Genomic DNA, 24,387 nt, shown 5'->3' with positions numbered 1-24,387 from the left:
TCCGCTTCGCCTGGAAACGCTCTAGTGGCCGAGTTTCGCAAGGCGTGCCGCACGCAAGTCGGCGAAGTCTTCGCCAGCATGGTGAGACGAACGCGTCAGCGGGCTGGCGGACACTTTCAGGAAGCCCTTGGCATAGGCGATGCGCTCATAGGCCTTGAACTCTTCCGGCGTGATGAAGGCCAGTACCGGATGGTGCTTCTTCGACGGCTGCAAGTACTGACCGATCGTCATGAAGTCGACGTCCGCAGAGCGCAGGTCATCCATCAGCTGCAGGACTTCGTTCCGCTCTTCGCCAAGGCCAACCATGATGCCGGACTTGGTAAACATGCTCGGATCCAGTTCTTTCACCCGCTGCAGCAGGCGAATGGAATGGAAATAGCGCGCGCCGGGACGAACTTTCAGGTACTTCGACGGCACGGTTTCCATGTTGTGGTTGAACACGTCTGGCTTCGCCTCAACGACGATTTCCAGTGCGCCATCCTTACGCAGGAAGTCCGGTGTCAGAACCTCGATGGTGGTCTTCGGCGAATGCTCGCGAATGGCCTTGATGACATTGGCGAAATGCGTGGCACCGCCATCATCCAGATCGTCACGATCCACCGACGTGATCACCACATGTTCCAGTCCCATGCGGGCAACGGCATTGGCGATACCAGCCGGTTCGTTCTGGTCGACGGGTCCCGGCATGCCGGTGCGCACGTTACAGAAGGCGCAGGCACGAGTACAGGTGTCGCCGAGGATCATGAAGCTGGCGTGTTTCTTCGACCAGCACTCGCCGATATTCGGGCAGCCGGCTTCCTCGCACACTGTGACGAGATTGTTCTCGCGCACAAGGTTGTGGGTCTCGCGATAGACCGAAGACGTCGGCGCCTTGACGCGGATCCAGGCAGGCTTGCGCATCACCGGATTGTCGGGACGATGAGCCTTTTCAGGGTGGCGCGGACGCGCCTCCTCTTTGGTGTCCCGCTTGTCAGCACCACGGGAGAGTGTGTCGACGATTGTAACCATGGCGTTTAAGTGTCGCTATCAGGAGTAAAGGTCAAGCAGAAACTAGGATTACTGCTATGCATCCGGTGCAGATCTCAACAAAAGGTTTAGTCGCTCAACTGCACTTGGCGACAAGGGACTGGACTTGCGTGTGGTTTCATCCATTTGCACAATGACAGTCTTTGCATTGGCCGCAATCTTTCCATTTTGAAAGACGGCCTGTTCCAATGTCATGGAACTCGTACCGATACTAGCAACGCGCGTACCAATTTCGACGGTTCCTGGCCACGTGATTTCAGCACGGAAATCGAGCTCAAGGCGCGCAATCACAAAGGCACATCCTGAAGCTGCCAACGGGTGGTCCCCGTCAGCCAGAATTTCCACCCGGCCTGTTTCCAGAAAAGTTGCGAACACAGCATTGTTGACATGCCCCTGACGGTCCGTATCGCCGTAGCGCACCTTGTCATGCGAGCGGATTGGGAAGTCATTGATCGTAAGCGGATCACTTGCCATCAGGTATCAGCCCTTAGCGAAAAGCTTGCGCCAGAGAAACAGGAACAGAACCGCACCACCTGTCGAGATCACCAGCTGATCGAGAATGCTGCCGGTTACGTTCAGATTGAACAGGTGTGCCAACTCGCCGCCGACCAATGCGCCCACCAGTCCAATCACAAGGCTGCCGATGAAGCCGCCCTTGCTGTTGAGCACGCGGTGCGCGACTGCCCCGGAGACGAGACCGATAATGATCCAAAGAATAAAACTCATGTCACCCTTTCAATGGGCCGATTGACCCGACATCGGGCACACAAGCGGATCAAGCCAGAATGCGCGCCACGAGGACTACAATAATTGCGCCGCCTGCTGCGACCACGATCTCGTTGACGAGCGGATGGCCGAGGTTGAGCTTGATGCCTGCCGCGTTAAACACGAAGCCGCCAACAAAAGCGCCAATGAGCCCTGTAAGTAGGTATCGGAAAAGGCCGCCGCCACCCACGATGACACTTGCAAGCCACCCGGCTGAAATTCCGATCAAGACCCAGACAATGATTGATTTGGCCTGCATGTGATCCTCCCATTAAAAAAACCCGCCAGATCGAACCGACCGGCGGGTTTCCTGTCAAGATCAGGCGTTGAGCGCTCGCCCGTAGGCGTCCAACACACTTTCCTTCATCATCTCCGACAGGGTCGGATGCGGGAAGATTGTGTGCATGAGGTCTTCCTCGGTCGTCTCAAGGTTCATGGCAACCACGAAACCCTGGATCAGCTCGGTCACTTCCGTACCAACCATGTGCGCGCCGAGAAGCTCACCGGTCTTCTTGTCGAAGATTGTCTTGATGAGGCCATTGTCCTCGCCAAGCGCGATGGCCTTGCCGTTGGCGCCAAAGGAGAAGCGGCCAACGCGGATATCGCGGCCCTGTTCCTTTGCCTTGGCTTCTGTCAGACCAACAGAGGCAACCTGCGGATTGCAGTAGGTGCAGCCCGGGATCTTGCCCTTGTCCATCGGATGAACGTTCGGCAGGCCTGCAATCTTTTCGATGCAGATAACACCTTCATGCTCAGCCTTGTGGGCAAGCATGGGAGGTCCGGCAACGTCGCCGATGGCATAAAGGCCCGGCACGTTTGTCTTGCCGTACCCGTCAATGACGACACAGCCGCGGTCTGTCTTCACGCCGAGTGCTTCAAGGCCGAGATTCTCGATGTTGCCGACGACACCAACAGCGGAGATCAGACGATCTGCGGTGATGGCCTGCGTCTTGCCATCCTTGGTCTCGACATGAGCGGTAATGGAATTCGCACCCTTCTCGACCTTGGTGACCTTGGCTTCGGTCAGGATCTTCATGCCGCGCTTTTCCAGCGCCTTGCGGGCAATGCCGGAAATCTCCGCATCTTCCACCGGCATGACGTTTGCCATGACTTCAACAACGGTCACATCAACGCCCATGGAACGATAGAAGGATGCGAATTCAATGCCGATCGCTCCAGACCCCATGACGACCAGAGACTTCGGCATGAAGTCCGGTTTCATGGCTTCGAAATAGGTCCAGATCAGCTTGCCATCCGGCTCGATTCCCGGAAGCGCACGCGGACGGGCACCTGTCGCCAGAATGATGTGCTTGGCGGTGTAAGTGCCCTCGCCCTTCACACCTTTTGGAACCGGATGCTGCGGTTCGACGGCAGGCTTGGTGGACTTGCCGACCACGATCTGACCGGGTTTGGTGAGCTTTGCTTCACCCCAGATCACATCGACCTTGTTCTTCTTCATCAGGAAGCCGACACCGCCATTGAGGCGTGCGGAAACGCCGCGAGAGCGGGCAACCACGTCCTTCACGTCAGCGGTCATCTTGCCTTCCAGCTTCAAGCCGTAATACTTGGCGTGGTTAGCGTGGTCCATCATTTCAGCAGAGCGCAGCAGCGCCTTGGTCGGGATACAGCCCCAGTTGAGGCAAATACCGCCAAGATGTTCGCGTTCGACGATGGCAGTCTTCAGGCCCAATTGGGCGGAACGAATGGCGGTCACATAACCACCGGGGCCAGACCCGATGATGATGACGTCATATGCAGTGTCGGTCATAGTCCAATCCCTGCGAATTCAACGAGAAAAGGAAGGCGGCGCGGCGATCTCCACCGCGCCGGAGAACGATCCGCTCTTAAACGAGCATCGACATCGGGTTCTGGATGTAGCCCTTGAAGGCCGCCAGAAGTTCCGCGCCGAGCGCGCCGTCCACACAGCGGTGGTCGGTGGAGAGCGTCACGGTCATGACCGTTGCTATCGCCAGAGCACCGTCCTTGACGACCGGGCGCTGTTCGCCAGCGCCAACCGCCAGAATGGTTGCATGCGGCGGGTTCACGACAGCCGAGAAGTCCTTCACGCCCATCATGCCCATGTTGGAAACCGCAGTGGTTCCGCCCTGGTACTCTTCCGGCTTCAGCTTGCGTTCCTTGGCCCGCTTGCCGAGGTCCTTCATTTCGTTGGAAATGACAGACAGCGGCTTCATTTCGGCCTTGCGAATGATCGGGGTGATCAAACCGCCCGGGATGGACACGGCCACACCAACATCGGCATGCTTGTGCTTGACCATGTTGTCGTCCGTCCAGGAGACGTTTGCATCCGGAACATCGCGCAGGGCCAGAGAAAGCGCCTTGATGGTCATGTCGTTGACAGACAGCTTGTAGGCGGGCTTTCCGTCCTTGTCGGTCGGCGCAGCGCTGTTCAGCTGGGCACGCAGGGCCAGAAGCGCATCGAGTTCGCAGTCAACCGACACATAGAAGTGCGGGATGGTCTGCTTGGACTCGGTGAGACGTTTGGCAATGGTCTTGCGCATGCCATCATGCGGCACGAGGTCGTAGGAGCCGTCCTCGAACAGCTTGAGCACCTGATCCGACGACATGCCGGTTGGCGCGGCAGCCTTTGGAGCTGCGGCGGCCGGTGCAGGTGCCGCGGCTGCAGCAGCTGGTGCTGCCTTGCCGACGCCTTTTTCAAGCGCGGATTCAATGTCCTTCTTGACGATACGGCCATGAGGACCAGTACCGGCAATCTGTCCAAGATCCAGACCGTTCAGCTTGGCAAGTCGGCGAGCCAGAGGAGACGAGAAGATCCTGTTTCCGTCCGCTGCGGTCGGCGCCGGACCTGCCGGAGCGCTTGGCGCAGGAGCCGCTGCGGGGGCTGCCTCGGCAACCGCGGGTGCAGGAGCTACAGCAGCCGGTGCTGCTGCAGAAGCTGCGCCTCCAGCTGAAATGGAGCTTGCGTCTTCGCCATCTTCCAGAAGAACGGCAATCAACGCGTTGACCTTCACCGCATCTGTTCCTTCCGGAACTAGGATCTTGCCAACAGTCCCCTCGTCAACGGCTTCCACTTCCATGGTCGCCTTGTCGGTTTCAATCTCGGCAATGACATCGCCAGAGGAAACCTTGTCGCCTTCCTTGACGAGCCATTTGGCCAGCTTGCCCTCTTCCATCGTTGGTGAAAGCGCGGGCATGGTAATATTAATCGGCATTGAAGCCTCCCTTAGCGACTAAGCCAATCCGCCTTGTATTTCTTCTGATCCACGATCCAGCTCGGCATTGAAGAGGTGCCTGATCGTAACCAGTGCCTCCTCAACGCTCTCAGCCTTTCCGGAAATATGCAGCGCATTTGCAAAGTGTTCCGCTGCAATGGCCAGGATGATCCCGACCTCCTCCGCGTTATCGATCTGGTCCTGATCGATATGCACGGTGAGGTCGTCATCAGCTTTCCGGTCCCTCATCAGGAACAACAACGGATGCTCAACTTTTTGGATTTTGGTTTTGCCAAACCCAAACATGTAGCCCCCTAGGCCGTGTAGGTGACGGCCTTGACCGCCTCGATGACCTCACCGACATTCGGCAACGCCAGCTTTTCGAGGTTCGCCGCGTATGGCATGGGAACATCCTTGCCGGTAACGCGCAGGACCGGGGCATCGAGATAATCGAATGCCTTTTCCTGAACCTGATAGGCGATTTCCGAAGATACGGAGCACATCGGGAAGGCCTCTTCGACCGTGACGATACGACCGGTCTTGCGAACGGATGCAAGGATCGTGTCGATGTCCAGCGGGCGAATGGTCCGAATGTTGATCACTTCAGCAGAAATACCCTGCGCAGCCAGCTCATCAGCTGCCTTGAGCGCGTAGGTCATGCCGATGCCCCAGGACACGACAGTAGCGTCGGTACCGGTGCGCTCGATCTTGGCCTTGCCGATCGGAAGGACAAAGTCGTCCATATCCGGGATCTCGAAAGACTGACCGTAGAGGATTTCGTTCTCTAGGAAGATGACCGGGTTCGGGTCACGAATGGCCGCCTTCAGAAGGCCCTTTGCATCTGCAGCCGAATACGGCTGGATGACCTTGAGGCCCGGGATATGCGCATACCAGGACGCATAGTCCTGAGAGTGCTGGGCACCCACGCGGGCTGCAGCACCATTCGGGCCACGGAACACGATCGGAGCACCCATCTGGCCACCGGACATGTAGAGCGTCTTGGCAGCGGAGTTGATGATGTGGTCGATCGCCTGCATGGCGAAGTTGAACGTCATGAACTCGACGATCGGCTTCAGACCGGTCATGGCCGCACCAACACCGAGACCGGCAAAACCGTGTTCGGTGATCGGGGTGTCGATGACGCGGCGAGCGCCGAATTCATCCAACAGGCCCTGGGTGATCTTGTAGGCACCCTGATATTCGGCAACTTCTTCACCCATGATGAAGACATCACCGTCACGGCGCATTTCCTCAGCCATCGCGTCGCGCAGGGCTTCACGAACGGTGGAGGACTTCATGGCAGTGCCGGCCGGAATTTCCGGGTCTTCTGCAGGCTCGGAGACAACCGGTGCGGCTGCGACCGGAGCCGGGCTTGCCGAAACAGGTGCCGGGGCTGCAGCAGGCGCAGCTACAGGAGCCGGAGCAGCTGCTGCGGCATCAATAGCGCTTGCGTCTTCGCCTTCAGCAAGAAGAATTGCGATCTTTTCGTTGACCTTGACCGCGTCGGTTCCTTCAGCAACCAGAATCTTGCCCAGAACGCCCTCGTCAACGGCTTCCACTTCCATGGTTGCCTTGTCGGTCTCAATTTCGGCTATTACGTCGCCAGCGGAAATCGTATCGCCTTCAGCTTTCAGCCACTTGGCGAGCTTTCCCTCTTCCATAGTCGGCGAAAGGGCCGGCATCAGGATATCAATCGGCATGGTGTCCCCCCGCCTTAAAGCAGAATGTCAGTGTAAAGTTCAGATACGTCCGGTTCCGGATCGGTCTGGGCAAATTCGGCCGCCTCGGCGCAAATGGCGCGAACGTCCTTGTCGATGGCCTTCAGCTCATCTTCGGTTGCCCAGTTGTTTTCCAGAATGCGTGCCTTGACCTGTTCAATCGGGTCATGCTCGTTGCGCATCTTCTGAACTTCGTCCTTGGACCGGTACTTGGCCGGATCGGACATGGAGTGGCCGCGATAGCGGTAGGTAATCATTTCAAGAATGTACGGCCCCTTGCCAGAGCGGCACCACTCAAGCGCCTTTTCGGAGGCAGCCTTGACAGCGCGAACATCCATGCCGTCGACCTGCTCGCCCGGAATGCCGAAAGAGGCGCCGCGCTGGGACAGATCGGTCGTTGCAGATGCACGTTCGATGCTGGTGCCCATGCCGTATTTGTTGTTCTCGATCACATAGACAACTGGCAGCTTCCAAAGCTCGGCCATGTTGAAGCTTTCGTAGACCTGACCCTGGTTGGAGGCACCATCCCCGAAGAACGCCATGCAAACATTGCCGTTGTTGCGGTACTTGTTGGCAAAGCCAAGACCGGTTCCAAGCGCGACCTGCGCACCGACGATGCCGTGACCGCCGTAGAAATGCTTCTCCTTGGAGAACATGTGCATGGAGCCGCCCTTGCCCTTTGACAGACCGCCGCGGCGACCGGTCAGCTCGGCCATGACGCCCTTGGGATCCAGATCCATGGCAAGCATGTGACCATGGTCACGATAGCCGGTGATCATCTGATCGCCTTCGATCTTGGCCATCTGCATGCCAACAACGACAGCTTCCTGACCGATATAAAGGTGACAGAACCCGCCGATGAAGCCCATGCCATACAGCTGGCCGGCCTTTTCCTCAAAACGGCGGATCAGAAGCATCTCGCGATAAGCGTGAAGTTCCTGTTCCTTGTCGAACTCGGCGATCGCAGACGCGGCCTTGGCGGAGGCGCTGCGGGACCGGCTGGCTGATTTGCTACCGGACGATGACTTTTTCGCTGTGACCATAACCCTCTTCTCGGCTTGGCGTTTCCCTTAAGACAGGTGCGGAGAAATTAACCCGCAAATCCTGACAAACCAATCCCGCGCGATACGCGAAAATGTGGCCATATATTGTTGTTTTTATGGAAGCTTCCGGAGTTAACAAAATTCCGGTTAATAGGTAAGCGTGAACTAAATATCAGTTAACTGCAGAAGCCTGTCTAGACGGACGCAGTATAATCAGATCTTTCGTGTGAACCAAGTTTAGATTACGTCGGGCACTTTCGTCCAGCATGTCCGGATCAAGGCTCTCTGGACGCAACAGGCTGACACGGGAAACCAGATGCTCCCGCTCGGCGACCAGCTTGGCCAACTCGGCCTCAAGTCGCTGGACATCATGCTCAATGCGCGCACGCCCTACCAGACCAAGCTCGCCATTGAGTGCATGGAAACCAAAATAGGCTAATGCAGACAAGGCAAGGGTTGGTACGACAAGGTGGCGCAGGAAAGACTGTTTGCGCTGGCGAGTTTGTGCAGGCACTTATTGGACCTTAACGCGGATACTACTGTGGTCACTTGATAGGTAAATAATGCCCGCTCAGGCTTAACAGACTCTTTCTTGGTTTGGTAAATTCCTGTTCATTTCTAGCCGGTTACGCAGCGGCGGCGAGCTTTGCAAGTTTCGAGAGAATTGTGGCGACGCCCTTCAATCTGGTGTCGGTGTTCTCCCACTCGCGGCTTAGCACGACTTTCTGGTCCGGTCTGATCTTCGCGAGCACACCCTGCTCCGCGATATAACCAACCAGCGCTGCGGGATTCGCAAACTCGTTGTTGCGGAAGGCGATGACCATGCCCTTCGGGCCCGCGTCCACCTTCTCGATATTGGCCTTGCGGCACAATCCCTTGATGAACACGATCTTGAGAAGGTGATGGACTTCTTCCGGCATCGGACCAAACCGGTCGATGAGCTCTGCCCCGAAGGAATCGATCTCGTCGGCTTCAGTGAGGTCACCCAAGCGGCGGTACAGATTGAGACGAAGCTGCAGATCGGGAACATAGGTTTCCGGCATGAGGACCGGCGTACCGATATTGATTTGCGGCGACCACTGCTCCTCGCCGAAATCGGCGCCCCCATCCTTCAGCTGGGCGACAGCCTCCTCCAGCATCTGCTGGTAAAGCTCGAACCCAACTTCCTTCACATGGCCAGATTGTTCTTCGCCAAGGAGGTTGCCAGCCCCTCGTATATCCAGATCATGGCTGGCAAGCTGGAAACCAGCGCCAAGCGTTTCGAGGGACTGCAAGACCTTCAAACGCCGCTCTGCGGTCTGTGTGAGCTTCTTGGACGCAGGAACTGTGAACAGCGCATATGCGCGTGTTTTGGAGCGTCCAACGCGCCCACGCAGCTGGTAAAGCTGTGCCAGACCGAACATGTCCGCCCGATGGACGATCAACGTATTGGCAGTGGGGATATCGAGGCCGGATTCCACGATGGTCGTGGAGAGAAGCACGTTGTATTTCCCCTCGTAGAAGGCGTTCATCACGTCTTCCAGCTCGCTTGGCGGCATTTGTCCGTGGGCGACTGCGACCTTCAGTTCAGGCACCTGTTCCTGCAGAAACTCCAGGCGCTCCGCGATATCGGCCAACCGGGGGCAAACGTAGAAGCTCTGTCCACCGCGATAGTGCTCGCGCAGCAGCGCCTCGCGCACGACCAACGGATCAAACGGGGATACGAAGGTTCTGACCGCGAGGCGGTCCACGGGCGGTGTGGCGATCAGGGACAGCTCGCGAACGCCGGTCAAAGCCAATTGCAGCGTACGAGGAATTGGCGTTGCCGACAGGGTCAGGACGTGAACGTCCGATTTCAGCTCCTTAAGCCTCTCCTTGTGCTTCACGCCGAAATGCTGCTCTTCGTCGATAATCAGCAACCCGAGATCGCGAAACTTGATGGTTTTGCCGAGAAGCGCATGTGTACCAACGACAATGTCAACGGTTCCGTCTGCCACGCCCTTCTTTGCGGCGCTCAGTTCGCGGGTCGGCACCAGCCGTGAGGCATGGGCAACATTGATCGGAAGGCCGTGGAAGCGTTCAGAGAATGTCTTGAAGTGCTGGCGGGCCAGAAGCGTGGTCGGCACGACGACGGCAACCTGCCGACCGGACATGGCGGCTACAAAGGCAGCACGAAGGGCCACTTCGGTCTTGCCGAAACCGACGTCACCACAGACCAGACGATCCATCGGACGCCCGGAGGCCAGGTCATCAAAAACGGAATCGATCGCAGTCAGCTGATCTTCCGTTTCCTCATAGGGGAAGCGGCTGGCGAATTCGTCATAAACCCCTTCCGGCGCTTCAACGACCGGAGCAGTCTTGAGCGCACGCGCTGCGGCGGTCTTGATAAGGCCGTCGGCGATTTCAAGGATGCGCTTCTTGAGCTTCGCCTTGCGGGCCTGCCATGCTCCGCCGCCCAAACGATCCAGCTGCGCATCACTATCGTCAGAGCCGTAGCGGGAGAGAAGCTCGATATTCTCAACAGGCAGATAGAGTTTAGCGTTATCGGCATATTGCAGCTCAAGGCAGTCATGTGGCGCGCCGACGGCCTCGATGGTCTTCAGACCGAGGAAGCGACCGATACCATGCTCGACATGAACAACCAGATCGCCCTCAGAAAGCCCTGACGCCTCCGTGATGACGTCCGCGCCCTTGGCCTTGCGGCGACTTTTGCGAACCAGACGATCCCCGAGAATGTCCTGCTCGCCGATGAACGCGATATTTGCGAGTTCAAACCCGTGCTCGATTCCCAGAACGCTGAGAGCTGCCGTCTTGGGAGGCAGCGCCAACACATCCTTCAGCGTTTCCGCTTCAACCGCATTTTCAAGGCCATGATCTGCCAGAATCTGGCCCAGACGATCTCGCGACCCTTCCGACCAGCAGGCGATGACGGCGCGTTTGCCGTCTTTCTGCAGAGTTCTCACGTGTTTCGCCAACGCATCGAAGATGTTGACGTCACCCGCTGCACGTTCGGCCGCAAAGCTGCGTCCCTGTCGGCCCGCCATGTCGATCACGGTTTTGCCGGTGCCGGGCGGTGGCGTGAAGGCGTCCAGCGCAGCTGTGCCCTTGTCCGCAAGCTGTGTCGTCCAGTCTGTCTCGGACATATAGATCAGCTGAGGCTCAACCGGCATGTACGGCACGGAGCCCGCGCCACTCCCCTTGTGACGGGCATCCTCACGCGCCGTATAGTGCTCTTTGATCTGATCTGACCGCTCGCGCACCACATCAGCGACAAGAGTATCGAGCACGACAGGTGCGTCCCCGATATAGTCGAATACGGTTTCCAGCCCTTCATGGAAGAGCGGCAGCCAGTGCTCCATCCCAGGATACCGCCGTCCATCACTGATCGACTGATAGAGCACATCTTCGCGGCTTGCTGCGCCGAAACTTGCCAGATAGGACCGCCGGAAACGTGACACGGCTTCTTCGGACAACACGACTTCGCTCATGGGAACCAGATCGAGCCGTTTGAGCTGTTTCAGGGTGCGCTGCGTGTTGGGGTCAAACGACCGGATGGATTCAAGCGTGTCGCCAAAAAAGTCGAGGCGGACCGGATCACTGTCGCCAGGCGCAAACAGGTCGACAATCCCGCCACGCACGGCAAATTCGCCTGTTTCGCGAACCGTTGGCGTTCTGGAAAATCCGTTTCTCTCCAGCCAGCTGGAGATTGTCGCCATATTGATCTGATTGCCCGGTGCCATGGCGAGCGTCTGCTCCGCCATCCAGCCGCGTTCAGGTACTTTCTGAAGCGCGGCATTGACCGTCGTCAGCAATATGGTTGGTGTTTTCGATGCAATCCCGTGCGCCAGGGCGCCAAGTGCCAGAAGGCGGCGCGCGCTGATGGCCGGATTTGGCGAGACACGGTCATAGGGAAGACAGTCCCATGACGGCAGCTGCAGGACCTCGACTTCAGGATGAAAGAACCCCAAAGATTCGGTGATCATCTGCATGCGCGTTGCATCGCGCGCGACAAAGACCAGAGCGAGACCCTTGCGAGTGTTTTCTTCCAATAATCTGGAAAGCGCGTAGCTTTCGGCGCCATCTGGCACGCTGGCGAGCGTGACATTGGCCTGATCGTTCAGCAGGCGTTCAAACACCGGTTCGTCCTGTGGTCTTGTTCGTAGGCGTTTTCAGGCGGAAAGATCCGCATGAAAGGCGATGATTCGTCGATAGAGCGGTCCGTCCCACTCCTCGGGAAGCGGCTTGCGCCCTGTCATCCACGCATAAAGATCCTGATCATGAGCGGTCAGGATATACTCCAGCTCGACCAGCTCTTCCTCATTCAGATCATCAATCGTGGCCTTGGCAAAACCGCCAAGCAGCAGGTCCATTTCCTTCATGCCCCGATGCCAGCAGCGATAAAGGATCCGCTTGCGCCTTGGGTCGCGGTCTTCCGGGGATATAGTGGAGGAACCCGTTTCCGATTGTGTCATGGCGCAGCCCAGATCTGGAGGTATGGAAATTGTTGTTGGCCGCTATATAGCGCCTGACAACGGGAATGTCAGGTCCGGTTATGGATTGCCGTCTATTGCATCCCGTGCCAGAACAATAGGCAGTCGCCCTGCCCGCCATTTTCCAGCAAATACCCTTGATGTGAATGCGCCCAACGGTTCTTGATCCTCTTTTTGCGCCGGTCTCGACCCTTCCAGGTGTCGGACCCAAAATCGCGAAAATCCTCTCCGGGCTCGTTGCTTCGCATCCCGAGCGGGAAGCGTCCGTTGCCGACCTCCTGTTCCATCTTCCGCATTCGCTGATCGATCGTCGGCACAAGCCCGGCATCGCCTATTCGGAAAACGGTGACATTGTCACGCTGGATATCACGGTCGGCAATCATCAGGCCGCGCCCCGCAATTCAAAGGCGCCCTACAAGATCACCGGGTATGACGATACGGGCGAAATTACTTTCGTGTTCTTTCATCCAAGGCGGGACTGGCTGGAAAAAATGTTTCCGGTCGGGGCAAGACGTATTGTCTCGGGCAAGGTCGAATGGTTCAACGAACGCCCGCAGATGGTCCACCCGGACTATGTTGTTCCGCCTGAGGAGGCAGACAGCCTGCCGACGATCGAACCTATCTATCCGCTAACTGCAGGCCTTGCATCAAAGACCCTGCAGAAGGCGCTGACAGCAGCCCTGGCGAAAGTGCCCACTCTGCCCGAATGGCTTGATGCCGCCCATCAACGCCAGAACCACTGGCCCGACTTCGCAGAAAGCCTGCAAACGCTTCACCGACCGCAGGAGAAGCAAGATCTCAATCCGGAGGCGCCTGCCTATCAGCGCCTCGCCTATGACGAATTGCTTGCCAGTCAGTTAGCCCTCGCCCTCGTCCGCGCCAAGATGCGCCAGCTCGGCGGCATTTCCCGTGCGCCAGAAGGTCTTCTACAACGCACGGTGATCGAAGCACTGCCCTTTAAACTGACAGAAAGCCAATCCCGCTCCATTGGCGAGATCAATGAAGATCTTGCAAAGCCACTTCGCATGCTGCGGCTTTTGCAGGGAGATGTTGGCTCGGGAAAAACGGTTGTCGCGTTAGCAAGTCTTGCACAGGTCATCGAGACCGGCGCTCAAGGCGCATTGATGGCACCGACAGAAATTCTGGCGCGCCAGCATTTTGCCTCCATGTCGTCCCTCTGCGAGAAAGCGGGAATTCGCCTTGCCCTGATGACCGGCAAGGATAGCGCCAAGCTGAGACGTGAAACGCAGGAAAAACTGCTCGCCGGAGAGATCGACCTCGTTGTCGGTACTCATGCCCTGTTTCAAGGATCGGTCGAGTTCCGCGATCTTGGCCTTGTGGTTGTCGACGAGCAGCATCGTTTTGGCGTTCATCAACGGCTGGCCCTGTCATCAAAGGGACGCGGTGTTGATGTGCTGGTGATGACGGCGACACCAATCCCTCGCACGCTGGTCCTCACCAGTTTTGGCGACATGGAAGTCTCCCGCCTCACCGATAAGCCGGCAGGCCGTAAACCGATCACAACGGTCTCCGCCTCACTCGACCGTCTTGAGGAAATCATTGGCCGTGTTGGAAACGCCATCCACAGTGGCCAAAAGGTCTATTGGATCTGTCCGCTTGTCGAGGAAAGCGAAAAGATCGATCTGGCAGCCGTTGAGGATCGCCACCGGGTACTGGAACACGCCCTTGGCCAGCCGGTATCACTCGTACATGGACGCATGACCGCAGATGAGAAAGATGCCGGCATGCAAGCCTTCAAGAGCGGAGCGACGCGAGTTCTAGTCGCGACGACCGTTATTGAGGTCGGGGTTGATGTTCCCGATGCCACGATCATCGTCATAGAGCACGCCGAACGCTTCGGCCTTGCCCAGCTGCATCAGCTTCGTGGCCGGGTCGGGCGTGGTGACAAGCCGTCCACATGCGTTCTTCTGTTCAAGGGACCGCTTGGCGAAACAGCGTCTGCCCGGCTCAACATCATGCGGCAGACCAATGACGGCTTTCTGATTGCCGAAGAAGACCTGAAACTGCGCGGTGGCGGCGAGATTTTGGGAACACGGCAATCCGGCATGCCGGGGTTCAGGATTGCCAATGCCGAAGCTCATGCCGATCTCATGGAAGCGGCGAGAGATGATGCACGTCTGATACTGGAAAAGGACCCGGATCTGAGAACCGAGCGTGGCTCGGCCCTCAGATGCCTGCTTTATCTTTTCGGGCGGGATGAGGCGATTGGACTACTTCGCGCCGGTTGAGCCCGGATCAGGCGTTTTCGTTTTCCGGATTTACCCGCTTGATCTGATCCTTGCCGGATGATTTGGCCTTGCCGTCTTCGTCCATGAATTCTTCCAGCAATTCCGGATAGCTCGGGTTTACCAGACCAGCGGAGATTACGAGCTTCGCCGCATCTTCGACCGACATGGACAATTCGATCACGTCATCCTTGGGCACGAAGAGAAGAAAGCCTGAAGTCGGATTGGGCGTGGTCGGCAGAAAAACCGAGACCATGTTGGCCTTTTCGTTCAACCGACGTGCAACCTCCCCCTTGGTTTCGGTGGAGATGAACACGATCGCCCAAAGACCGCGGCGTGGATATTCGAGCAAGGCAGCCTTTGAAAAGGAGCTGCCGCGTTCATCCAGAACTGTCTCGAAGATCTGCTTCAGGCCGCTGTAGAGATTGCGCACAAGCGGCATTCGTCCGACCAGGGACTCGCCGAACGAGATAAGACTGCGACCGGCAAAGTTCGCCGCCAGAAAGCCGACGATTGTCAAAAGGAAGATCGCGACGATCAATCCAAAACCGGGAATGCTGAATGGCAAATAGGTTTCCGGGTGATAGATGCGCGGGACCAGCGGTGTTACCCATCCGTCCACCCAATTGATGAATGTCCAAGTCAACCAGAGCGTGATGCCGATGGGACCTGCGATAACCAGCCCGGTCAGAAAATAGTTTCGCAGACGAGTGATGAAACGCACCCGATGATGGACCACTTCCGCTTCATTCTTTTCCTGATGCCCTGTCATTCACAATGCCCAATTTCTTTATCTGACTGTGGTCAACTGCCCTGTCAGCTCTTACATAGGATCCTATAATGGAATCCGGTATGGTTTTCCTGAGTATTTTTTTGCCGTGAACAGCTTAGCAGCGATGGGTGGAGATTGAGTTTGCACAGAACAACGTTTCTCGTGCTTGGATTTGTGAACGTGGCTATCGGGATCGTCGGCGCGATCCTGCCTCTGTTGCCGTCCACCATCTTTTTCATTTTCGCAGCAGGATGTTTCGCGAGGTCGTCGCCGAAGCTTGAGGAGAAGATCCTCAATCACCCGACCGTCGGGCCGTCTGTGGTCGCATGGCGCGAGCACGGCATCATCTCAAAAAAGGCCAAGGCCTTCGCGGTCGGCGGAATGACCTTGGGATTTGGGTTGTTCTTGTGGCGGGTCCATCCCGAGCTTTGGCTGGCTCTGGTGGTGGCGGCGTCCCTCATCGGGTGCGCCGCCTACGTCATGTCGCGGCCCTCCAGCCTTCAAACAGCGCCAGAGAACGGCTAACTATTCCACCGTCACCGATTTGGCGAGATTGCGCGGCTGGTCCACATCTGTCCCCATGAATACAGCCGTGTGGTAGGCAAGCATCTGGATCGGCAGGGCGTAAATGATGGGAGCTGCGATTTCATGCGTATCCGGCATGACAATCTTGCTCTGAGCCGCGTCCGTTTCAGCTCCGGCTCCCTTTTCGTCCGTAATCAGGACAATCTTGCCACCGCGTGCCGCGACTTCCTGCATGTTTGAAACGGTTTTCTCATAGATACCGTCATGCGGGGCAATCACGAACACGGTCATGTCTTCGTCGATCAGCGCAATCGGTCCATGCTTGAGTTCGCCCGCCGCATAACCTTCCGCATGAATGTAGGAAAGTTCTTTCAGTTTGAGCGCGCCTTCCAGTGCCAGCGGATAGTTCGTGCCGCGCCCCAGATAAAGCGCATCAGAGGCCCGTGAAAGCGGATGGGCGAAAGTTTCGATCTGCGGCTCCAGTTTCAGGGCCGCCAGAGCGAGGTTGGGTACTTCAGATAGCGCACGAACGAGTTCTGCCACCTTTTCGTCAGTCAGAACACCTCTTTGATGTCCGGCATGCACGGCAATGGACGCCAAAACGGCCAACTGACAGGTAAACGCCTTCGTGGAAGCCACACCAATTTCCGGTCCGGCAAGGGTCGGGAAAATGACGTCGGATTCGCGCGCAATCGTGCTTTCCGGAACATTCACGACTGCAGCGATGGCTGCACCATTTTCCTTGCAATAACGCAGGGATGCGAGCGTATCCGCCGTCTCGCCAGACTGTGAAATGAAGATGGCGCAATCCGTATCGACAATCGGAGTTTCCCGATATCGGAATTCAGATGCGACATCTATTTCCACCGGCAGCCGTGCGTATTTTTCAAACCAGTATTTCGCCACCAGACCGGCATAGTAGGCGGTTCCGCAGGCAGAAATGACCACTCTGTTCAATTTGGCAAAATCGATGCGGTTCGCGTCGGGAATGCGTACCTTGCCCGCCCCAAGATCAAGATAATGCGACAACGTGTGGCCGAGGACTTCCGGTTGCTCGTGGATTTCCTTTGCCATGAAGTGGCGGTAGTTGCCCTTGTCGATCATCGAAGAACTGACAGAAGACTTGGCTTCCTGACGAACGACCGGCGCATTTTGTGCGTCGAAAATATCAAGGCTGCTACGGGTAACAACCGCCCAGTCACCTTCTTCAAGATAGGTGATGCGGTCGGTGAAGGGAGAAAGAGCGATGGCGTCCGAACCCAGGAACATTTCGCCGTCGCCATGGCCGATTGCAAGCGGTGAACCGCGCCGCGCTCCAATCAACAGGTTGTCCTCACCGGCAAACAGCAGCGCAAGGGCAAATGCACCGGTCAGTCGCGGCAGGACTACAGCGACTGCAGACTGTGGCGACAGACCTTTTGCGAGTTCAAGATTGACCAGATGTGCAACGACTTCGGTATCCGTGTCCGAGGTCAGGACTTCGCCCGCAGCGACAATTTCTTCACGCAGTTCACGGTAGTTTTCGATGATCCCGTTATGAACAACGGCAACCTTTCCCGCCATATGCGGATGGGCGTTGCGCACGCTCGGGACACCATGGGTGGCCCAACGCGTGTGGCCGATCCCAACTTGCCCCTCAAGCGGCGCTCCGCGCAGGACCTCTTCGAGATTACGAAGCTTTCCCTCCGCCCGTTTTCTCTCGATTGATCCGCCAGCCAAAGTCGCAACACCTGCGGAATCGTATCCGCGGTATTCCAGTCGTTTCAAAGCGTCCAACATCAAGGGCGCAACGTTTTCACGACCAAGAATCCCGACAATTCCGCACATCAGCAAATTTCCCATAAATGACAAGACAGCCTCCTTTAGACGAGAGGCTGTCCAATGTTGAAATCAAACCCTGTTGCAGAAAATAACAGGGACTGTACGGATTGATTGATTGCACCTAGCGCTTCGCATCCTTGATCGCCTGAAACCGGGCTCGCAGTTTCTTGCCCAGGCCATTCTTCACGACCTGCCTGCCGCGACCGATCGCAAGGGCTTCGTCCGGAACGTTTTCTGTAACAACACTGCCAGCTGCGATATAGGCGCCTGACCCAAGCGACAAGGGGGCGACCAGAGTGCTGTTGGACCCGACAAAACTCCCCTCGCCGATCTCGGTGAGATGCTTGTTGAAGCCGTCGTAGTTGCAGGTAATCGTCCCCGCGCCGATGTTGGATTTTGCGCCCACCTTGGCGTCACCGACATAGGAAAGATGGTTGATTTTGGCCCCCAGGCCGACCGATGCATTCTTGACTTCAACAAAGTTTCCGACGTGGTTCTTGCCCTCAAGGTTTGCTCCCGGACGAAGACGGGCGAAAGGCCCCACGCGAGACTCTGTACCAACGACGGCGCCCTCAAGATGGCTGAACGCGCGAATTTCTGTGCCATTTTGAACCCGAACTCCCGGACCGAATACGACGTTTTGCTCGATGATTACATCTTCACCGATGATCGTATCATGGGAGAAGAACACGGTCTGTGGCGCGCGCAGGGTTGCTCCGTTTTCCATGGCGAATGCCCGTCGACGCTCCTGAAAAACACCTTCGCAGATAGCGAGTTGTGCCCGGGTGTTAATCCCCTGCACCTCATCTTCGGGCGCCGCAACCGCCACGACTTTCAGCCCGTCACGGTTCGCAATCTCAACTGCATCCGTCAGATAGTACTCGCCCTTTGAATTTGCATTCCCGATTGCGTCCAACAACCCGAGGATCTTGCTGCCGGAAAAACCCATGATGCCGGAGTTGCAGAAGGTAACCTTGCGTTCTTCGACGGATGCGTCCTTCTCTTCACGAATTGCGAGAAGCTGTTCGCCCTCCATGAGAAGTCGGCCATAGCCAAACGGATCTGCGGCCTCAAAGCCGACCACAACCACATCAGCCCCGGCAGCCAGCCTCTTTCGCACGTTTGCGACGGTCTCAGCCGTCACAAGCGGCGTATCCCCGAACAGAACCAGAACGTCATCGTTCGACCCGGAAAGCGCCTCACGGGCAGCGAGGGCCGCGTGAGCCGTGCCGAGCCGATCGCTTTGAACATAGCATCTGGCGGAAGGGCTGAGTGCTGAAACGGTCTGTTCCAGCTCTGGCATGTCCGGGCCCACGACAACGGCGACTTCGCTTGACCCTGCCTCCGCAAGTGCCTTCAGAACATGACCGACCAAAGGCAAACCGCCGATCTCGTGCATGACTTTGGGCAAAGAGGAACGCATTCTGGTGCCCAGTCCGGCAGCCAGAACAACGGAGAGACAGGTACGGTCAGACATGCAGTTTTTCCCGATTGGATGAATTGCCCCGCAGGTATGCCTTTCTTTGGCAAAATGTGAAAGTTCTCAGGGGGCATCTTTCTAACATTCGTTGTTCATTAACCTTAAATGGGCTGAAATACAGCCTGATCATCTAGAGATTCGTTTTTTAAGCTGGAAGCCGTTCATTGCTGGATCCCAAGCCAAAGAAATCGACCCGCGACAAGGTTCAAGAAACCCTGACGCCGCAGCGGCTTTCGGTCGCCAGCTGGGCGGTTGCGGCGATTCTGTTTGGCTCAGTCGGTGTTGCGTCCGTACAGTTTGCCAATGCACCGGATAATTTTGGCAGCCGCTTCGCAGTGAGCGGGCTTCCACTGCCTGCCCCCGGGCCGGTGTCCACGACAGCATCGGTGAACAATCCCTACGCTGTCAGCGTCGGTGTGCTTCCACCAGGCTCACCTTCGAATGCCAAACCGGATGAAGTGGCAAGCCATCTGGAAACGCTTCAGCTCCAAGTCGTTGAAATGCGGCGCCGCCTTGAAAGCTTGAGTGAACAGAACCGGATCTATTCCACACGCATCGCTGCGCTGGAAGATGATCTGCGAACCAATACCCAGATGGCAAGTGACACAAGCAAGCCTCCTGAAAAAAGCGTCACGGTGAAAACCGCAGTCCAGTTTCGCGATACGCCCAATGAGCTGGAACAGCAGGTCGTTCAGGCGCCACGTCCGATGCCAATGCAGCAAGCACCTCAGGAAGAGAGCTTTGTTGTGGCGCAATCTCCTGTGAAACTGGTCACATTGCCGACGGATCCAACGCCGCCGACGATTACCGGCTCGATTGATCCTGCGCACCATGTTGCGACGCCCGAGGAAAAGCCGCGTGTCGTTCTTCCTTCAAAACCAGTCGGTCGCTTGAACACAACGGGCGGATCAAGCCTCAACAGTTCGACCTTTGGCGCTGCCATCGGCACTTACGAAACCCGCGAAGACGCGATTGTCGCATGGGGCAAGTTCAAGGAACAAAATGATGATCGCATGCGCGATCTTCAACCGCTGCTGGCATCGGAAGGTGCGGCGGATGCTCCCCTCACGCTCCTTGTAGGGCCTTTTGGCAATGCAGCTGATGCTGCGGTTGCCTGCCTGCGCCTGCTGGAAGTCAGCGACAAGTGCCATCCGGCGCTCTTCAGCGGCGATGCACTGACCGCGACCACCGCACGCAACTGATCGCGCTCAAGCTCAATCCAAAATTCCGTCCAAGCTATCCGATGCTCTGAAACGCAGGGAATGTTTCAAGCAGCCAGAAAGATAGTGTCGCCATTTGTCCGGTCAGGAACAGGATGCCGGTGATCACCAGCACCACGCCCATACCTTTTTCCACCAGCCCCATGTGCTTGCGAAACCGGACCATGAATTTCAGGAATGGACCTGCAAAAAGGGCAGCGAACAAGAACGGTATGCCAAGGCCGAGCGCATAGGCGCTGAGCAGGACTGCTCCCTGCGCCGCTGTATCCTCGGAACCTGCAACAAACAGGATTGTTGCCAGAATCGGACCGACGCACGGGGTCCAACCAAAGGCAAAAGCGAGACCCATCAGGTAGGCCCCGAGACTACCGGCCGGTTTGCGATCGACCTGAACCCTGGCTTCCCGATACAGAAGAGCGATCTTGAAGACACCAAGGAAGTGCAGCCCCATGACGATGATGACCGCTCCGGCCACATAACTCAGATACTGGATATACTGGCTGACGAACTGACCAAGAAGGCTCGCACTTGCACCGAGGATCACGAAAACCGTCGAGAAGCCGGCAACGAATGAAAGCGCTGTGAAAAAGACTTTCCGGGCAGCAGCTTGGTCCGCGCGTTCTTCAGCCAGTTCTTCAAGGGAGACCCCCGCAAGATACCCCAGATAAGGTGGGACAAGTGGCAAGACGCATGGGGAAACGAATGACAGAAGCCCTGCCAGAACCGCACCCAATAATGTTACTTCCTGAAGCATTCCAATCCCGTTTCCTGCCGAGGCGGCACTGCCTGTGTCTGCTAGCTGCTAGATAAGACACTTTTCCCGCCTGAAAAAGACACAGGCCCCTCACCATTGCGAGAGGCCTGTTTGACGCATGTGCAAAAAGGGACTGTGCCCGGACCACAGGATCAGCTGCGGACCACCATGACCGACTGGTTTGCGTGACGGACAACACGGGCGGCATTCGGGCCGAGCAGGTAGTCCTTCAACTCCGGTCGATGGGAAGACAATACAATGAGATCACATCCCAGCTTGTCGGCTGTCTTGTTGATCTCCTCGTAGATTGTCCCGTGGGCAATATGCCCCTTGATGGCCAAGCCGTCCGGATTGTGCTCGTCGAGAAACGATTTCAGCATCTCGCTGGCCTTTTCCAGCGCGCCACCTTCGTAATCCTTTGGGAAAAAGGAACCGACAATGGATTTGCCGAAATCGGGAACAACACACACGACATGGAGTTCCGCACCAAAGGTCACCGCCAGCTTTTCAGCTGTCGGCAACGCTTTCGTCCAGGAGCTTTCCTCGCCAAGGTCGATGGGCAGGAGAATTGATTTGTACATGGTCTTTTCTCCTCAGAACGCAGGAACGTCAGTGCGACGTCTTTGAAGCCCGATAACCAAGATCAGCAAGAGGAATGCCGGGATGTAGAAGACTTCCTTGGGCATACGCTCCGCTTCGGTCTGGACAACAGCAACTTCAACCGGCTCATCACCATAAAAATCGAAGTTCTGCAGCCTCTCGAACATCAGTGTGCCCGGGAATGGCTCTTCCAGAAGGGCTCGTCCGTCTTCCTCCATCATGGAAAGACCAAGTTTCTTCAGACGTTCCTCGCCGGACCCTGCTTCGCCCAAGGGCAGCAAGAGCGTCAAATCGACAATCTTGTCCGCATTGTCAAAGTCAGGCCCCCTCACCACGATACGCAGGTTGCCATCTGCCGGAGTTGCCTCCGCAAGCGTGGCAATCTCGGTGCCCGGACTGTCGATGTAAGGCTCCTGCACATAGTCGAGCCAGAACCCCGGACGAAACAGCGTGAACGCGATCAGGAGAAGCGCTGCGCTTTCCCAAAGCTTGCTGCGGGCAAAGAAGTACCCTTGCGTGGCCGCCGCGAACAACATCATGGCTATGACGGCTACGATGAAGATGAAGACAGCCTTGGCCGGGCCAACATCAATCAGCAGCAATTCGGTGTTGAAGATGAACAGGAACGGCAGCAGTGCAGTGCGGATGTCATAGGCGAAACCCTGGATACCCGTCTTGATCGGGTCCCCCCCGGATATAGCGGCAGCCGCAAAGGCCGCCAGACCAACTGGTGGCGTGTCATCTGCAAGAATGCCGAAATAGAACACGAACAGGTGAACCGCAACCAACGGGACAATCAGTCCGGACTGGGCGCCAACCGACACAATGACTGGTGCCATCAGCGAGGACACAACCATGTAGTTGGCCGTCGTCGGCAAGCCCATTCCCAGAATGAGGCTCATGACAGCCACGAGGATCAACATGAACATCAAATTGCCGCCGGAGAGGAACTCGACAAGTTCGCCCACCACCTGGTGCGCACCGGTCAGGGACACAGTGCCCACGATGACACCAGCTGCACCTGTTGCAACGCCGATACCAATCATGTTGCGCGACCCGGCAATCATGCCGTCGAACAAATCACGACCGCCACGACGGAATGCTTCACCAAAGGCTCCGCCCCCACGGAAGAAGGCCTTCAGCGGATGCTGGGTCAGCAGGATGACGATCATCGCAACCGTAGCCCAATAGGCAGACAATGTCGGTGACAGACGCTCGACCAGGATGCACCAGAGCAGAATGACGATCGGCAACAGGAAGTGAAAGCCTGTCACTGCGACATCCCACGGACGCGGCAACACGGTCATTGGTGCGTTCGGGTCATCCATTTCCAGATCCGGCTGGTCGGCAGCCACTTTGACGAGGATGAGGTAAGCACCAAGGAACAGGGCAACGGCTGCGCCGAATGTCATGTTCGGGAAGGCAACCTTGATCCAGCCAAGGCCATAATAGACAGCCATGGCAAGGCCTGCCATGAGCAGGAAGCCGAGAAGCACGCCGGACAGCTTGCGGGCAGCAGTCATGGTCGCAGGCGGGCGCTCCATGCCCTTCAGGTCAAGTTTTAGCGCTTCAAGGTGCACGATATAGACAAGCGCAATATAGGAAATCAGCGCCGGAAGAACCGCGTGCAGCAGGAGCGTCGGGTAGGCAACGCCAGTGAACTCTGCAATCAGGAACGCTGCAGCACCCATGACCGGCGGTGTCAACTGACCGTTTGTGGAGGATGCCACTTCGACCGCACCGGCCTTTTCAGGCTTGAAGCCGGTCCGCTTCATGAGCGGGATGGTGAAGGTCCCTGTGGTCACCACGTTGGCAATTGACGATCCAGAATAGAGGCCGGAAAGCGCAGATGCGACAACTGCGGCCTTCGCCGGGCCGCCCCGAAGGTGACCGAGAAGAGCGAAGGCGAGCTTGATGAAATAATTGCCAGCCCCTGCCCGTTCCAACAGCGAACCAAACAACACGAACAGGAAGATCATTGACGCCGATACGCCAAGCGCGACGCCAAACACGCCTTCTGTCTGCATCCAGAAATGCCACATGGCCTTTCCGAAGGACGCGCCCTTCCACTGAACCGCGTCGGGCAGGAAGGAAAGGTGTCCGAAGAACACATAGAAGACGAAGACGGAAGCCACGATCACAAGCGGAAGGCCAAGGGCGCGGTATACGGCGACGCCAAGGCTCAACATGCCGATGGTGGAGAAGACAAGGTCCGCAGTAGTCGGCAAGCCAGCACGATCGGCGATGTCGTTCTTGAACACCAGCAGATAGAGGCAGGAAGATGCGGCAATCGCCGCAAGAGCCCAGTCATACATTGGCACGCGGTTGCGCGGGCTGGACTTGAAAAGCGGATAGGCGAGCATCGACAGGGCTAGGCCAAACGCCAGGTGGATCTGTCGTGTCTCCTGATTGTTGAATACCAGGTTCGCGCCGGTCCATTCCGTCAGAATGAACGGAATTGTGGACGCAACATAAAGCTGGAAAACGGCCCAGACACAGGCCAGAGCGAGTATGAATTTTCCTGCGAGACCGGCAGCGTTTCTCGCTCCGCTCTCGACTTCGGCGACCATGAGATCGACGTCAACATTGGACTTGTTTGTGGCCTCTTCAGCCATGATGCCCCCCAAGGAATTCTTGCTTTTGCAGAGGACGAATTCTGCACCCCAAACCGCTTTGGATTTAACAGGCCCTACTCCTGTCAGCTGCCGCCCAAAGACCGAGAGTTTCGTCGTCAAAGACAAAAAGGACCAGGCGATG

Annotated in this window: 21 protein-coding genes; 3 read left to right on the top strand and 18 right to left on the bottom strand. The window is 57.0% G+C overall.

What is annotated here, in order from left to right; genetic code table 11:
* Positions 1-21: 21 nt before the first annotated feature.
* The 12 genes from lipA to F0155_RS12865 all read right to left on the bottom strand — a co-directional run bounded on the left by lipA (position 22) and on the right by F0155_RS12865 (position 12,194).
* A complete protein-coding gene (gene lipA / locus F0155_RS12920) occupies positions 22-1,008 on the bottom strand; it encodes a lipoyl synthase (RefSeq protein ID WP_150524934.1) in 987 nt (328 codons plus the stop codon).
* A gap of 54 nt (positions 1,009-1,062) precedes the next feature.
* A complete protein-coding gene (locus tag F0155_RS12915) occupies positions 1,063-1,500 on the bottom strand; it encodes an acyl-CoA thioesterase (protein WP_150524933.1) in 438 nt (145 codons plus the stop codon).
* Between the two features lie 6 nt (positions 1,501-1,506).
* Positions 1,507-1,752 (bottom strand): GlsB/YeaQ/YmgE family stress response membrane protein, encoded by a 246-nt coding sequence (locus F0155_RS12910; RefSeq protein WP_150524932.1) that lies wholly within the window; start codon positions 1,750-1,752, stop codon positions 1,507-1,509.
* A 49-nt stretch (positions 1,753-1,801) separates the two neighbouring features.
* A complete protein-coding gene (locus tag F0155_RS12905) occupies positions 1,802-2,050 on the bottom strand; it encodes a GlsB/YeaQ/YmgE family stress response membrane protein (protein ID WP_150524931.1) in 249 nt (82 codons plus the stop codon).
* A gap of 60 nt (positions 2,051-2,110) precedes the next feature.
* A complete protein-coding gene (gene lpdA / locus F0155_RS12900) occupies positions 2,111-3,559 on the bottom strand; it encodes a dihydrolipoyl dehydrogenase (RefSeq protein WP_150524930.1) in 1,449 nt (482 codons plus the stop codon).
* A gap of 76 nt (positions 3,560-3,635) precedes the next feature.
* Positions 3,636-4,982, bottom strand: coding sequence for a pyruvate dehydrogenase complex dihydrolipoamide acetyltransferase (locus tag F0155_RS12895; RefSeq protein WP_150524929.1), 1,347 nt, complete (start codon positions 4,980-4,982; stop codon positions 3,636-3,638).
* An 18-nt stretch (positions 4,983-5,000) separates the two neighbouring features.
* Positions 5,001-5,288, bottom strand: coding sequence for a DUF5076 domain-containing protein (locus tag F0155_RS12890; RefSeq protein WP_150524928.1), 288 nt, complete (start codon positions 5,286-5,288; stop codon positions 5,001-5,003).
* A gap of 8 nt (positions 5,289-5,296) precedes the next feature.
* Positions 5,297-6,682 (bottom strand): pyruvate dehydrogenase complex E1 component subunit beta, encoded by a 1,386-nt coding sequence (locus F0155_RS12885; protein WP_150524927.1) that lies wholly within the window; start codon positions 6,680-6,682, stop codon positions 5,297-5,299.
* Between the two features lie 14 nt (positions 6,683-6,696).
* Positions 6,697-7,743 carry a pyruvate dehydrogenase (acetyl-transferring) E1 component subunit alpha gene (gene pdhA / locus F0155_RS12880; RefSeq protein WP_150524926.1) on the bottom strand — a complete coding sequence of 349 codons (1,047 nt, stop codon included), beginning with the start codon at positions 7,741-7,743 and terminating at the stop codon, positions 6,697-6,699.
* Positions 7,744-7,915: 172 nt separating this feature from the next.
* Entirely contained in the window at positions 7,916-8,257 is a 342-nt protein-coding gene (locus F0155_RS12875; protein ID WP_150524925.1) for an FtsB family cell division protein, read from the bottom strand.
* 112 nt (positions 8,258-8,369) lie between these two features.
* Positions 8,370-11,858, bottom strand: a complete 3,489-nt coding sequence (gene mfd / locus F0155_RS12870) for a transcription-repair coupling factor (protein WP_150524924.1) — start codon at positions 11,856-11,858, stop codon at positions 8,370-8,372.
* A gap of 33 nt (positions 11,859-11,891) precedes the next feature.
* Positions 11,892-12,194 carry an FAD assembly factor SdhE gene (locus tag F0155_RS12865; protein WP_150524923.1) on the bottom strand — a complete coding sequence of 101 codons (303 nt, stop codon included), beginning with the start codon at positions 12,192-12,194 and terminating at the stop codon, positions 11,892-11,894.
* A gap of 164 nt (positions 12,195-12,358) precedes the next feature.
* Between F0155_RS12865 and recG the strand changes: the two genes are divergently transcribed.
* On the top strand, positions 12,359-14,461 hold the full coding sequence (gene recG / locus F0155_RS12860; protein ID WP_150524922.1) for an ATP-dependent DNA helicase RecG: 2,103 nt from the start codon (positions 12,359-12,361) through the stop codon (positions 14,459-14,461).
* Positions 14,462-14,468: 7 nt separating this feature from the next.
* On the opposite strand, the gene F0155_RS12855 is transcribed toward recG, so the two are convergent.
* Positions 14,469-15,230 carry a DUF502 domain-containing protein gene (locus F0155_RS12855; RefSeq protein ID WP_150524921.1) on the bottom strand — a complete coding sequence of 254 codons (762 nt, stop codon included), beginning with the start codon at positions 15,228-15,230 and terminating at the stop codon, positions 14,469-14,471.
* Positions 15,231-15,371: 141 nt separating this feature from the next.
* Between F0155_RS12855 and F0155_RS12850 the strand changes: the two genes are divergently transcribed.
* The gene (locus tag F0155_RS12850; protein ID WP_150524920.1) at positions 15,372-15,755 is read left to right on the top strand and encodes a YbaN family protein; all 384 of its coding nucleotides are present in this window, start codon (positions 15,372-15,374) and stop codon (positions 15,753-15,755) included.
* On the opposite strand, the gene glmS is transcribed toward F0155_RS12850, so the two are convergent.
* Both glmS and glmU read right to left on the bottom strand, forming a co-directional pair.
* On the bottom strand, positions 15,756-17,582 hold the full coding sequence (gene glmS / locus F0155_RS12845; protein ID WP_150524919.1) for a glutamine--fructose-6-phosphate transaminase (isomerizing): 1,827 nt from the start codon (positions 17,580-17,582) through the stop codon (positions 15,756-15,758).
* A 115-nt stretch (positions 17,583-17,697) separates the two neighbouring features.
* Positions 17,698-19,053: a bifunctional UDP-N-acetylglucosamine diphosphorylase/glucosamine-1-phosphate N-acetyltransferase GlmU gene (gene glmU / locus F0155_RS12840; RefSeq protein WP_150524918.1), complete on the bottom strand. Its 1,356-nt coding sequence runs from the start codon at positions 19,051-19,053 to the stop codon at positions 17,698-17,700.
* 167 nt (positions 19,054-19,220) lie between these two features.
* On the opposite strand from glmU, the gene F0155_RS12835 reads away from it, so the two are divergent.
* Positions 19,221-20,258, top strand: a complete 1,038-nt coding sequence (locus tag F0155_RS12835) for a hypothetical protein (RefSeq protein ID WP_150524917.1) — start codon at positions 19,221-19,223, stop codon at positions 20,256-20,258.
* 34 nt (positions 20,259-20,292) lie between these two features.
* On the opposite strand, the gene F0155_RS12830 is transcribed toward F0155_RS12835, so the two are convergent.
* The 3 genes from F0155_RS12830 to F0155_RS12820 form a co-directional block, all read right to left on the bottom strand.
* On the bottom strand, positions 20,293-21,030 hold the full coding sequence (locus F0155_RS12830; protein ID WP_150524916.1) for a cytochrome c biogenesis CcdA family protein: 738 nt from the start codon (positions 21,028-21,030) through the stop codon (positions 20,293-20,295).
* A 152-nt stretch (positions 21,031-21,182) separates the two neighbouring features.
* Entirely contained in the window at positions 21,183-21,611 is a 429-nt protein-coding gene (locus F0155_RS12825; protein WP_150524915.1) for a universal stress protein, read from the bottom strand.
* A 12-nt stretch (positions 21,612-21,623) separates the two neighbouring features.
* Complete coding sequence (locus tag F0155_RS12820; RefSeq protein WP_150524914.1) at positions 21,624-24,245, bottom strand: TRAP transporter permease; 2,622 nt, start codon at positions 24,243-24,245, stop codon at positions 21,624-21,626.
* Positions 24,246-24,387 lie beyond the last annotated feature (142 nt).

The sequence above is a fragment of the Roseibium sediminis genome, assembly GCF_008711325.1.
Lineage (GTDB): Bacteria > Pseudomonadota > Alphaproteobacteria > Rhizobiales > Stappiaceae > Roseibium > Roseibium sediminis.
Note: the sequence above shows the minus strand (reverse complement) of the source record. Positions and strands in the feature narration are given on the sequence as shown.